The organism is Paraburkholderia sp. EG286A (assembly GCF_040965375.1).
Classification (GTDB): Bacteria; Pseudomonadota; Gammaproteobacteria; order Burkholderiales; family Burkholderiaceae; genus Paraburkholderia.
The window spans coordinates 1,168,701-1,181,926 of the sequence record NZ_JBFRCB010000003.1; the positions used below are offsets into that span (position 1 = coordinate 1,168,701).

The 13,226-nt window shown below is 59.0% G+C and carries 10 protein-coding genes; 3 read left to right on the forward strand and 7 right to left on the reverse strand.

What is annotated here, in order from left to right:
* Window positions 1-229: 229 nt before the first annotated feature.
* Window positions 230-1,570 carry a DnaB-like helicase C-terminal domain-containing protein gene (locus AB4Y35_RS18110; RefSeq protein ID WP_368705298.1) on the reverse strand — a complete coding sequence of 447 codons (1,341 nt, stop codon included), beginning with the start codon at window positions 1,568-1,570 and terminating at the stop codon, window positions 230-232.
* 388 nt (window positions 1,571-1,958) lie between these two features.
* On the opposite strand from AB4Y35_RS18110, the gene AB4Y35_RS18115 reads away from it, so the two are divergent.
* Entirely contained in the window at window positions 1,959-3,608 is a 1,650-nt protein-coding gene (locus tag AB4Y35_RS18115; protein ID WP_368705299.1) for a hypothetical protein, read from the forward strand.
* A gap of 180 nt (window positions 3,609-3,788) precedes the next feature.
* Complete coding sequence (locus AB4Y35_RS18120) at window positions 3,789-4,091, forward strand: YciI family protein (protein ID WP_368705300.1); 303 nt, start codon at window positions 3,789-3,791, stop codon at window positions 4,089-4,091.
* A 1,108-nt stretch (window positions 4,092-5,199) separates the two neighbouring features.
* Here AB4Y35_RS18120 and pcaF read toward each other — a convergent pair.
* From pcaF to AB4Y35_RS18150, 6 genes are all read right to left on the reverse strand, one after another.
* Complete coding sequence (pcaF, locus tag AB4Y35_RS18125) at window positions 5,200-6,402, reverse strand: 3-oxoadipyl-CoA thiolase (RefSeq protein ID WP_368705301.1); 1,203 nt, start codon at window positions 6,400-6,402, stop codon at window positions 5,200-5,202.
* Between the two features lie 50 nt (window positions 6,403-6,452).
* Window positions 6,453-7,397: an electron transfer flavoprotein subunit alpha/FixB family protein gene (locus AB4Y35_RS18130; protein WP_368705302.1), complete on the reverse strand. Its 945-nt coding sequence runs from the start codon at window positions 7,395-7,397 to the stop codon at window positions 6,453-6,455.
* Window positions 7,398-7,425: 28 nt separating this feature from the next.
* Complete coding sequence (locus AB4Y35_RS18135; protein WP_368705303.1) at window positions 7,426-8,175, reverse strand: electron transfer flavoprotein subunit beta/FixA family protein; 750 nt, start codon at window positions 8,173-8,175, stop codon at window positions 7,426-7,428.
* Window positions 8,176-8,243: 68 nt separating this feature from the next.
* Window positions 8,244-9,503, reverse strand: coding sequence for an MFS transporter (locus AB4Y35_RS18140; RefSeq protein ID WP_368705304.1), 1,260 nt, complete (start codon window positions 9,501-9,503; stop codon window positions 8,244-8,246).
* Window positions 9,504-9,618: 115 nt separating this feature from the next.
* Entirely contained in the window at window positions 9,619-10,773 is a 1,155-nt protein-coding gene (locus AB4Y35_RS18145) for an acyl-CoA dehydrogenase family protein (RefSeq protein ID WP_368705305.1), read from the reverse strand.
* A gap of 52 nt (window positions 10,774-10,825) precedes the next feature.
* Window positions 10,826-11,659: an IclR family transcriptional regulator gene (locus AB4Y35_RS18150; protein ID WP_368705431.1), complete on the reverse strand. Its 834-nt coding sequence runs from the start codon at window positions 11,657-11,659 to the stop codon at window positions 10,826-10,828.
* Window positions 11,660-11,972: 313 nt separating this feature from the next.
* On the opposite strand from AB4Y35_RS18150, the gene AB4Y35_RS18155 reads away from it, so the two are divergent.
* A complete protein-coding gene (locus AB4Y35_RS18155) occupies window positions 11,973-13,196 on the forward strand; it encodes a CaiB/BaiF CoA transferase family protein (RefSeq protein WP_368705432.1) in 1,224 nt (407 codons plus the stop codon).
* Window positions 13,197-13,226 lie beyond the last annotated feature (30 nt).

The window sequence follows — 13,226 nt, forward strand, 5'->3', positions numbered from 1 at the left end:
CGCCGCAGGAGAACGAACGCCCCACGCATCTGCGCTGAGTCATGCTCAACGAAACCGTATGAACCGGCCAACGTTCTAGAGGTCGCCTGTCGCGAGTTCGAAGCCGACAAGATTCGGGCGGCCGGTATCGCACGGCTCTTCGCCCCTAAAGACATCCATTCGCGACTGGGTGGCTCGCCAAGGCACTGCGCAGCAACGCAACATTCGCTTCTATCTCGCCGTGGGGTCCTTACGGGTTAAAAGTGAAGTTGGAGAAAGTCCCGTATTCCGGCGCGAATACGAGCCGTATCGGGCCAATCGGACCATATTGGTTTTTACCAATGATGAGTTCTGCCGTTCCCTTGTCCGGTGAATCGAAATTGTAGAACTCGTCCCGATACACAAAAGCGACCAAATCGGACTCGTCTGCGAGTTCGCGCCAGTTTTGGAGGTCCGATGTGTACGGTCGCTTGTTCGGTCGAACTTCAACCGCCCGTGCAACAGGCGCAGTTACGAGAACCGCACATTCGAGTTCACGGGCGAGTGCTTTGAGTCCTCGAGCTATGACCTCTTCCTGGGCGCCAGTTTCTGAAGAAACATTGATATACGAAACAGAGTCAACTACCACCAAGCCCAAAGCACCAAGCTTTTTCTTCGCTGAAACACATCTTTCGCGAAGCGAGCTAAACGCCAGGTCAGTGCTGTCGTCGAACCAAATCTGCGCTTCGGAGAGTTGGTGTACCGCATGCGTTACGCGCGGCCAGTCATCGTCATTAAGCCTCCCGACCTGAAATCGAGAGTGGGAAACGCGACCCGTGATGGTTATCAACCTGTTCATAACCTCCCGACGCGGGGCTTTGGTGCTGAAAACAAGAACTGGTAGGCCAGATATGGCGACCGACAATGCAATGCCTAGCGACAAGTTAGTCTTGCCCATGCCTGGACGAGAAGCCAGCGTTATTAATTGCCCGGCGTGTATCCCATCAGTAATATGGTCAACGTCTAGCAAACCGAAGGAGACGCCGCTGATAGTTCCGGAATTATCGAGCCGGTCGAGGCTCTCAACCATCTCTGCCAAGGTTTCCTGGAGTGTGCTAAAGCCGGACGGTTCATGATGCCGGCGCTTCCTTTCCAGTATCTCGTCTACGACGACACGAAGGCCTCGGGCAACGTCACGCCAGCCTAAGTCTTCGTTCTGCCATTCGGTGATTGAGACAGCGTCTTTCGGCAATCCCTGGAATCCCATCAAGGGCTCGTCCGTAAGGTCAACGGGCCGCACGAATACTGGAATTACGACCGCGCTCTCGGCCTCATGCCTCTTGATAGCACGCGCAAGCTCCTTCTCGTAGCAGTATCCAGACGCTATGAAACTCGAGCTGACGAGCAAAAGAATGATGTCGGCGGTCTCGATGTTGCGGTCGATTTCCGCCGCCCACGAGGTTCCGGGAACAATTTTTCGGTCTGACCATTGCGAAATCTTCTTCGCGCGCCTCAAAACCGCGAGGTGCTCCTCCAGACACTCCTTGAAGGGCTCGTCCTTGTGCGAATAGCTGATGAAGATGGAGACTTGCGGGTCTTCGGTGACATCCATGGCGTGTACCACCCGATGAATAGTTTGAACGCGTTTCCGGGGGCTCTCGGGAACGCCGGCCTGAAGGCATGGCGCCGAACCGTATCCAGCTTCTAAGTGAGCAATGTTCGCACTATGCCACAGGCGAAGCGCCAATCGGCCATATCTAGCAACCGCGGACGCGCTAGCGACGCGTTCGCCGATGGCCCGTCCAGCCGATTGACGTCGCCCGCCCGATGGCTTTTGCGCGAGCCAATCCCGGGCATTCATATCACTGGAATGATGTTCTCGTAGAGTGACCACTCGCAGTGCCACACAGCAATGCAATACGTTACAAATTTCGCGAGCGAATATAAACCCGGCTGCCTAGATAGGGTAAGCAGTGACCCAACCATCTAGGCATCTCGATATGAAACGATACAAGGCCGCCGCACCTCAACTCAGTGAAGTCGACTTGGCTCTCGCAGAAGCAATCCGGCTGATTGCGCGTATGGACGAATCCGCCCGCGCCGGCAAGCCTATTATTGTCGTGGAGCTTATAGTTTGGGCTCTTACGAAGTCTGTGCCTTCAGTCATTGAGCCGCTGCTCGAATCCGGGCGGGTGGAGAGTCTTGCCGGGCTCCTTCGCGATTACGCAGCGTTGCGACCAATCGCCGAGTCTAATCGGTTCAGCAACTATCTGAAAGGCTGCGCAGAGGCGGGCGTTGATTACGACGACGACGGCTACCTCACCCCCGAAGACATGCGGCGCGCACTTAAAAGCCGCGCCTGGGGGTGCGGTGACCCAGAAGCACGTGCTGCCATCGGGCGCGCCTTGCATTTTGTCTTGGCGGACTCGAAAGACGCGGAGACCTCTGGGCCTCCGCATTCCGGGGCGAACCGTACCGCGCCCGAAAACACTCACCGAAACCACGTGGAGTGTTCGAGTGACGCGCGAGCCGCAGATGAATTGGACCCGGTTTTGCAGCCTGCGCTGGCCACAGCTGTCGCCCATACGCGTCGCGAATTGCTCGCTTGCGACAACGGCGGCGTCCCCGACTTCTGGGACAAGATTTACACGTCGGTTCTGGGTGACTGGCTGGAGACTGACGTACCCGAGGTTGCCGCCGAGCTGCTGGCAAACGGGCTGACGAGCGAATACTTCAAGTCAGTTTGGCACTATGTCAAACAGATGTGCTGGGTGGAGAGACTCTGGGCCGGTCTTGGACACCATATTCGCGACCTACTCCTTAGAGAAATAGATGAAGTTTTTGCGCTCCAGCTAATTGGCGCGGTAGTCAGAGCCGGCGAGCTGCACATTGATGAGCCTCGGGCTGACGCGTGGTCTCGGCGCGTGTGGCAAATGCTTCAACGACGTGACTCGCGCACCAAAGAAAGCGCAGACAGCCTAATTGTATCTGCTGAATCGAATACGTTTCTCGAATCAGTAAGAAGCTCGACGAACGGCTACGACACCGGCTACCTTGTGGACGCAAAGACGCTACCGAGCAGGTTCCGTGGCCTCACCGACGAGAGGCAGGTCCTCGTTGTCCGCCTTCCGGAGGATTGGCTCTCCGCATTAGGCGAAATAGAGTCCCAACCACATCTCTACTGCTTCTACTGGGAGAGTGGCGAAGACTGTCGTCTCGCGCTCTCGATAAATCGTGCGTTCTGGTGTGATTACGACAAGCTGTGGTTGAAGCTATTCAAATTCCGACGCTTCATCCCCGTTCTGTATGTATTTGGGACATGTTGCATCTTTGCGCGCTACCGATTTCAGCATTTCAGCGACTTACGCGCCGTCGCTGATGTTCCCAACAAAAGGAGGGAGACACTCGACATATCCGGTGAAAATTGGGAGCACTATCCCGGCTCAGCTTATTGGACGACTGCACTACCTGACGGAAGTCACCTCAAACCGACCATCCTCTGCAATCTGGTAGATAAGACGAGCGGCACACCACGACGTGAGCTTCGCGAAGTCTATCTGCGAGAGAATCCGGATGCCAGGCTATCGCCGCAGGAGCGCAGCATCCGCGACGCGTTAGGGCGTATGCGCGAAGCGCACGTGAATGCTTGAACAGCACCTAACGACACACGAGGGATAACTTAATCGGCTGTCCAAGACGTCACTCTGGCGCAAAATGATATTTATCCCACACGTGTCGCGTAGACAAATCGCTCACGTGTGGGTTTCCCCATTGCCCCTAGATTGAACGGCAACAGCATTCACGATTCGACTTACCCCGATAGGCCCATCATGTTCTTCATCATCCATGCACTCGACAAGCCTGACCACGTGCAGAGCCGCTTGGACGGCTACGCCGATCACAAAGCGTACCTTTCTAGCGCGAGCATCAAAACGCTCGTGTCAGGTCCCCTGCTGGCAGACGACGGCGAAACGATGATTGGCTCTTTTTTCCTCGTCGAGGCTGATAAGAAAGCAGACGTTATTAAATTTAATGCAAACGACCCGTTCGCAAAGATTGGGCTGTGGCAGAACGTCAGCATCCATCAGTTCAACAAGCGCGTCGATAATCGTGATATGGGCACACCAGCGTAGAACCGGCAATCTACCGCTGCATGCCTACACGCTCCCTCTTACGAGTGAAGATAGCTGCCCCATGCACTCGTGCGCCTCCGAAAGTCAGACGGCAGACTTCCAGTGCCGGCCACTTTCGATAACTGGATCAATCGAAGACACGGCCGCTCTAGATCAACTTCCGCCTACAGTCATCCCGTGTTCTCGCCCCGATATCCCCGGTTGGCGGTGCTGGCCGGCGGCAAGCTCGAAAGCAAGTTCGGTGTCGGCTCGCTATTGGCGACCCACACGCTGATCCAGTGTCGGTTTTCGTTGGAGAGGGGCAGCAGGTAGGTCGCCCTGCGCCATTGCGGCCCGCGATCGTTTCAGTTTGGGCTATGGCTTGAGCTGAACGCGTTGCGCGCAGAGACGCGTCTTGCCGCGACGATGCGTGAATACCGCGCTGAAAGCGAAAATGATGTGGGAGCCCCCACTTTTGGTGCGATGTGTTTCAGAAATAGGTGCTCTCGGCTGTCCTTCAGAAGTCGCAGGAACTTCGGACCAACGTCGATACCATACCGAACGATGGTCAATAAGCGGGAGAGTACGATCTGGAGGCCACGCGGAACGATGCATACGTGCGTGGCTCTGTTACTCTTACGTGTTCTTCAGCCGGCAGTGCAAGAGCAAGCAGGGCTTCCTGGAAAGCGCGCTCGATGCCATCCTGACACTGATCGTCAGACTTGTTTGTCATCTGATCAGTGCTCACGCAAAGCGAAATCTGATCCAGTGTATATTGAATCTGACCAGCCGTTGCCCCTCCCGCTACAAGCCGCGGGGACTTGTGCATAACAAGGTGGGTATGAGTCAGCGAGCGATAAAAGCGCTCCGAGAATCCGATTTCCCTTGAAACCGCTCAATAGCACGCCGGATCGCCTGATCGAAGCTGGATTCGGTGGCCAGATGCCGATTGTTGATTGATACAAGCCAACCTCGTGCAGACTTACACCAGCGGATGCGATGCTCTTCGCAGAGAATGGAAAACATCCGCCATAGGTCAGCGTCTTCCTGATTTGCGGTTGCCGCCGCCATAATTCGCCGCAACTCAAAGTTTGTCATTCCACTACCTCGCCGGTGTATCTGGTCACGCTTACAGGCGCTCAATCGCTATAGCAATCCCCTGCCCGACACCGATGCACATCGTGCACAGCGCGAAGCGACCTTGCGTGCGTTGCAGCTGATACATCGCGGTCGTGACCAGTCGTGCGCCGCTCATGCCAAGCGGATGACCCAACGCGATCGCGCCGCCGTTCGGATTGACGCGCGCGTCGTCATCGGCAACACCCAGCGCGCGCAGCACCGCGAGACCTTGCGACGCGAACGCTTCGTTCAGTTCGATCACGTCGAACTGATTGATGTTCATGTTCAAACGCGCTAGCAGTTTTTGCGTCGCAGGCGCCGGGCCGATGCCCATTACGCGCGGATCGACACCCGCCGTCGCGATGCCGAGCACGCGTGCGCGCGGCGTCAGGCCATAGCGCTTCGCGGTCTCTTCGTTCGCGAGCAGCAAGGCCGCTCCGCCGTCGTTGACGCCCGAAGCATTGCCCGCCGTCACCGTGCCGTCGGGACGCACCACGCCCTTGAGCTTCGCGAGCGCCTCGATGCTCGTTTCGCGCGGATGCTCGTCCTTCGACACGACAATCGCGTCCCCCTTTTTCTGCTGAATCGTCACCGACACGATTTCCTGCGCGAGCGTGCCGTCCTGCTGCGCGCGCAACGCCTTCTGCTGGCTGCGCAGCGCGAACGCATCCTGGTCGGCGCGGCTGACGTTGTAGTCGGTTGCGACGTTTTCGCCCGTCTCGGGCATCGAGTCGACGCCGTAAAGTTGCTTCATCAACGGATTGACGAAGCGCCAGCCGATCGTCGTGTCGTAGATGTCGGCCTGACGCGAGAACGCGCTCGTCGCCTTGCCCATCACGAACGGCGCGCGGCTCATGCTTTCCACGCCGCCCGCGATCATCAGCCCGGCTTCGCCCGACTTGATCGCGCGCGCCGCAATGCCGACGGCATCCATGCCCGAGCCGCACAGACGGTTCACGGTCGAACCGGGCACGTCCTTCGGCAAGCCTGCCAGCAGCAGCGACATGCGCGCGACGTTGCGGTTGTCTTCACCGGCCTGATTCGCGCACCCGTAGATCACGTCGTCGATTGCGCTCCAGTCGACCTCCCTGTTGCGCTCCATCAGCGCCTTGAGCGGCACGGCGCCGAGATCGTCGGCGCGCACCGACGACAGCGAACCCGCATAGCGGCCAATCGGCGTGCGAATAGCGTCGCACAAAAGAGCATCCGTCATGCTTTCTTCTCCAATTCGAGGTTACAGGAGCAACTTCGCTCCTTCGTTAGTTAGATAGTCGCCGCGAGATCTGGCACGGCCGAGAACAGATCGTCAACCAGACCGTAGTCCGCCACGCTGAAGATCGGCGCATCTTCGTCTTTGTTGATCGCGACGATGACCTTCGAGTCCTTCATACCGGCGAGATGCTGGATCGCGCCGGAGATGCCGACGGCGATGTACAGTTGCGGCGCGACGATCTTGCCGGTTTGACCGACCTGATAGTCGTTGGGCACGTAGCCCGCATCGACGGCTGCGCGCGAAGCGCCCATCGCTGCGCCGAGCTTGTCGGCCAGTGGCTCCAGCACCTTCGTATAATTCTCGCCGCTGCCCAAACCACGGCCACCCGACACGATGATGTTCGCGCTAGTCAGTTCCGGGCGGTCCAGCTTCGTCACTTCGCGGCTGACGAACTGCGAGAGACTTGCGGCAGCCGCAGCTTCGACCTTTTCGACCGATGCGCTGCCGCCTTCCGCCGCCACCGGATCGAAGCCCGTTGCGCGAACCGTGATGACCTTGATCGCGTCGTGAGATTGAACGGTGGCGATTGCATTGCCCGCATAGATCGGGCGTTCGAATGTATCGGCGCTGATCACCGCAGTGATCTCGCTAATCTGCGCGACGTCGAGCTTCGCGGCAATGCGCGGCGTGATGTTCTTGCCGTACCCGGTAGCGGGCGCGAGGATGTGCGAATAGTTCCTCGCCGGGACTTGAACAAGCGTCAGCACCGTCGCTTCGACATTTTCCGCGAGACCTTCGGCCAGTTGCGACGCGTCGGCCAACAGCACCTTCGCGACGCCTGCCACCTTCGCCGCTGCATCAGCGGCGCCCTGTGCGTTGTGGCCCGCGATCAGCACATGAATGTCGCCACCGATCTTCTGTGCGGCGGCAACCGCGTTCAGCGTTGCTGCTTGCAGCGCCGCGTTGTCGTGTTCAGCAATTACCAGAATCGTCATGTCATTCGTCTCCGTGTGCCCGTGAAAATCAAAGCACCTTGGCCTCGTTCTTGAGCTTCTCGACCAGCGCCTTCACGTCGGCCACCTTCACGCCAGCCGAACGCTTTGGCGGCTCACTTACCTTCAGCGTCTTCAGCCGCGGTGTCACGTCGACGCCCAGGTCTTCCGGCTTCACGGTTTCGAGTGGTTTCTTCTTTGCCTTCATGATGTTCGGCAAGGTCACGTAGCGCGGTTCGTTCAGGCGCAGATCGGTCGTCACGACCGCGGGCAATTTCAGCGACAGCGTTTCAGCGCCGCCGTCGACTTCGCGCAACACCGTTGCCTTGCCGTCAGCGATTACGACCTTCGACGCAAACGTTGCTTGAGGTAAGCCAGCCAGCGCTGCGAGCATCTGGCCAGTCTGATTCGAATCATCATCAATGGCCTGCTTGCCAAGAATGACGAGAGAAGGCTGTTCTTTGTCGACCATCGCCTTGAGCAACTTCGCCACGGCAAGCGGCTGTAGATCCTCATTCGACTCGATCAACACCGCGCGGTCCGCACCGATCGCCAGTGCGGTGCGTAGTGTTTCCTGACAATGCGTCACGCCACACGAAACGGCGATCACTTCACTGACAATGCCCGCTTCCTTCAAACGCACCGCTTGTTCAACAGCGATTTCGTCGAACGGATTCATCGACATCTTCACGTTGGCGATATCAACCCCCGTGTTGTCCGACTTCACGCGGACCTTCACGTTGTAATCAATCACCCGTTTGACAGCTACCAGAATCTTCATAACATCCTCGATTTCAAACTAGGCCGCAGCAACGCACTGCGAAGCACGGCCGTAATCAGCCAACACGGTCACGCATTCTGCGGGTCGTAGAGCTTCTCCCTGATGAACAATGCGGGCACGACACCGGCGAGAAAGTACGCGCCGCCCATGACCAGAAAGCCGAGTCCGATCGTGCCGCCCGTCGCGAGAAAACCGATGGCAGCAGGCGCGATGGCGGCACCCGCACGCCCGACGTTGTACGCGCCGCCCACTGCCGAGCCGCGAATGCGAGCCTCGAAGCTTTCGGTCATGTAAGTCGCGTTCACGCCGTACGGCATCCCGTACAGGAAACCGAACACGGTCATCAGCCAGGCGATGTTTTCTGGCGTATGCCACAACACAATGACAGGCAAAAACACCGCCGCACCGAAGGCACCAAATGCGAATATCGCGCGTCGCCCAAACTTGTCGGCGAGCCAGCCTGCGATGATTTTTCCCAGGATCATCGCGACATAAGTGCCCACCATGTAGCTCGTCATCGACGAAAACTTCAGGTGCAGTTCCTTCTCGAGATAGGTCGGCATCCAGTTGCTGACGCCGTAGTAGCCGAACTGCAGCAGACCCGCGGTCAGCGACCACAACAGGAACATGCGGCGGCATGCCGGATCGCCAAAAATCTGTCTGGTCGCACCGATGCCCTGCTCTTTCCGCACGACGTTGCCGGAAGCGCGTCCTTGTCGCGACGCGATGTAGCTCTCCGGCTCGGGAACCAGACGCTGCATGACCAGCGCAAGCACGACGGGCACGATGGAGAGGAAAAAAAGATAGCGCCACCCGAACGTCGGCAGAATCAGTCCGGCCAGCACCGTCGCGACGACATAGCCGACCGACCATCCCGCCTGCAGCGTGCCGAGGATCGTCGTACGGATGCGGGTGGGCGAGTATTCCGACATCAGCGTATTGCACGCGACGTACTGTGCGCCAAGCCCAAGCGATGCAATGAAGCGGAACGCCGCGAACTGCGTGAAGTTTTGCGTCAGGCCAAGCGCTGCCGTGCCGATCGAAAAGACCCCGATCGTCCACACCACCGTACGCACGCGACCGAAACGGTCGCAGGCCCAGCCCCCGTAGATGCCCCCGATCGCCATGCCTGCAAGCGTGACGGTGCCGAGCGCGCCCGCTTCGACGTTCGAAAGCCCGAAGTCGTGCTTGAGGCTCGACAGGCTATAGGAAAGGAACATCAGGTCTGCACCGTCGACCATCAGACCGAGAAAAGCAAACACGAACACAGCGATCCACACACGATCGCGCGCAACCAGACCTTGCTGGCTGAACGAATTGACTTCCATCCAGACTCCTCCATGCGGCTAACAAGCCAACAAGCGCTCTACGGCGCCTTGACGGCAAACGATTGTGCGGTGACCACTCACCGCCTCCTTCACGACTGCGTGACTGCACCCGCGCTCAAACGCTCGCGTGGCGAAGCATGTTGCGAGCGATCACGAGCTGCTGGATCTGCGTCGTGCCTTCGTAGATGCGGAACAGGCGCACGTCGCGGTAGAAGCGTTCGATCGCGTACTCCGAGACGTATCCCGCGCCGCCGTGAATCTGCACGGCGCGATCGGCGACGCGGCCGCACATCTCCGAAGCGAACAGCTTGCAGCACGACGCTTCCGTGGATACGTCCTCCTTGTTGTCGCGGCGTCGGGCTGCGTCGAGCACCATCGAACGGGCCGCGTAGATTTCTGCCTTGCTATCGGCGAGCATGGCCTGGATGAGCTGGAATTCGCCGATCGGCTGACCGAACTGTTGCCGCTCCATCGCGTAGCGAAGCGCATCGTCAAGCATGCGTTCGGCGGCGCCGACGCAAATCGCCGAGATGTGCAGCCGCCCCTTATCGAGCACCTTCATCGCCGTTTTGAAGCCGACGCCCTCGACACCGCCGATCAGATTCCTCGCCGGCACCCGGCAGTTCTCGAAAATGACGTCGCACGTATGGGCGCCCTTCTGTCCCATCTTCTTGTCGATCTTTCCGAGCGACACGCCAGGCGTGCCCCGTTCGACGATAAATGCGGAAATGCCGCCCGCGCCCTTGATGTCGGGATTGGTGCGGGCCATCACGGTATAGATGCCCGCCTCGGGCGCGTTCGTGATGAAGCGCTTGGCGCCGTCGATGATGTAGTGGTCGCCATCGACCCGCGCACGCGTGCGCAGCGAGCCTGCGTCCGAACCCGAACCCGCTTCCGTCAATGCGAACGAAGCGATCAGTTCGCCAGATGCGAGCTTCGGTAGATAGCGTTGTTTCTGTTCTTCGGATCCGTCGATGATCAGGCCTTGCGATCCGATACCTACGTTCGTGCCGAACAGCGAGCGGAAGCATGGCGAAGTCTTGCCGATTTCGAACGCGACGCGCACTTCCTCCTCCATTGTCAGCCCAAGACCGCCGTACGCCTCGGGGATCGACAGGCCGAAGAGGCCCATCTCGCGCATTTCGTCAACGATGTCGGCGGGAATCTCGTCGGTTTCCGCCACTTCGTTTTCAGCAGGGACGAGCCGCTCGCGCACGAAGCGCGAAACGGTGTCGAGTAGGAGGTTGAGCGTTTCCTGATCACGAATCATCTGTTTTCCTTGATTCCACAAGGGGCGCTTCACGCGAGCGCACCGTTGTCGGTCATCGCCGCCCTATGGCGGCGCCTAAACGTCGCACAAGGTCCACAAGGCGTGGACCAATGTCGTTTTCCAGCGTGTCGCGGCTCATCACAAATGCGGGCCCCCCGCAGTTGAAAGCCATGCGGGTGCCATCGGGGGCCGTGAACGGAGCGGCAGCGCTCGCGATATCCTTGTCCCAGTCGCCCACCGAGAGGCAAAAGCCGCGCTCCTCATAATCCTTCACGGCCTGATCGATGCCGCGCTGGATGCGCGGCCAGTCCGACTCGTCCTGAAGGCGTACCTGCTCGAGCACTTCGTGGCGCTCCTCCTCGGGCGCCGCCGCAAGGTACGCCCGCCCCATCGACGTCGTCGCGAGCGGCAATCGGACGCCGACGCCACGCATGACGGTAATCGGCGCGCTGCTGCGCACCCACTCGATATAGACGACTGAGAGCCGGTCACGAATCCCCAAAGCCACCGATGCGCGGGCATATTCGGCAAGTTCCTGCATGAATGGGCGCGCGACATCGCGGATGTCCAGATTCGACAGCATCGAATAGCCGAGCGAGAGAACACCCGTCCCGAGGCTGTATTTGCCGAGCGATTCCGAGTAGCGCAGATAGCCGAGTTTCGCGAGCGTGCCGGCCAATCGCGCTACCGTGGCTTTCGGCAAGCTCGTGCGACGCGCCAGCTCCGACAAACCGAGATAGCGGTCCGCGGGTCCGAAGCACCGCAGCACTTCGAGCCCTCGCGCGAGTGCGGTCACGAACTGCCGGTCCGTGCCGGCCTCGTCGTCGAAGCGCGCGATGTCGCGCTGCTCATACGGAGCGTCCGACGGTCCCGCCGGACTCTTCATCCTCGGCATAGCTGCACTCTGTCCTTGCTCTTTCGAACCCTTTCCTTTGCTAAATCCTGTCATGTCGAAACACTCCCTGTCAAACATTTTAGAAATTCGGTCCGCATAGCGGACCACCATATATTCATCACCAGCAGATGCTGAAATCGTTTGTCAGATTAGATAACGCCTATTAACCAGGGTTTACATGCGTTATCAAGTCGATTATCTTGCTTGCCTGGCGGAAATTCTATCCTATCGGTTCGCATTGCGGACCATCAATCAGGGAGTAAACCGCTGCCGCGGAATCCCCTTCAATTTCAGGATGACTTACATGTCTGGAGCACTTTCACATCTTCGCGTTCTCGATTTATCCCGCGTCCTGGCCGGCCCTTGGGCGAGCCAGATCCTTGCGGATCTCGGCGCCGAAGTGATCAAAATCGAACGTCCGCGCACGGGCGACGACACCCGCGCATGGGGCCCGCCCTACCTTAACGACAGTGAAGGCAATGCGACCGGCGAGTCCGCCTATTTTCTGTCAACGAATCGTGGCAAGAAGTCGGTCACGCTGGACATCGCGACGCCAGAAGGACAAGCGATCGTGCGGAAACTGGCGAAGCAGAGCGCTGTGTTCATCGAGAACTACAAGGTCGGAGACATGGCCCGCTACGGTCTTGCCTTCGACGACCTACATGCGCTCAACCCGCGCCTGATCTATTGCTCGATAACGGGCTTCGGTCAAGATGGTCCGCTTTCTCAGCAAGCGGGTTACGACTTCATCGTTCAGGCCATGGGCGGCCTGATGAGCATCACCGGCGAGCGTGACGATCTGCCGGGTGGCGGACCGCAAAAGCTCGGCGTCGCATTCGCTGATCTCATGACGGGCATGTATTCGACCGTCGCCATGCTCGCTGCGCTGGCGCATCGAACCAAAACCGGCAAAGGCCAGTACATCGACATGGCGCTGTTCGACGTTCAGGTGGCTGCGATGGCGAACATGAACCTCAACTACCTCGTGTCGGGCAAGACGCCGAAGCGTGAAGGAAACGCGCACGCGAACATTGTCCCGTATCAGGTGTTCGACGCGAGCGACGGGCAGCTCGTACTGGCCGTGGGCAACGATCGACAGTTCCGAAAATTCTGCGAGGTCGCCGATTGCGCGCATCTCGCACGCGATCCGCGGTTTGCGACCAACGCAGCACGCGTGGTCAACCGCGAAGCATTGGTTCCGCTGATTCAGAAAGTTCTGGTCGCTCGCACGATCGGGCAGTGGGTTACGGCGCTCTCAGCAGCGGGCGTGCCCTGTGGGCCGATTAATGACATAGCGCAGACGTTTGTACATCCTCAGGTCCACTTCAGGGGCATGCGGGTGGATTTGCCTCATTCGCTCTCGGGCACCGTGCCGACAGTGGCGAATCCGATCCGGATGTCAGGCTCTCCGATCGAATATCGAAGTGCGCCCCCGACGCTTGGACAGCACACGGATGATGTGCTGGCATCGCTGTGCCAGATCGACAGGGAGGAGCTCGACGCATTGAAGAAGACCGGAGTGATTTGAGACGAACCGACGCGACCCAGGAGCCCCGCC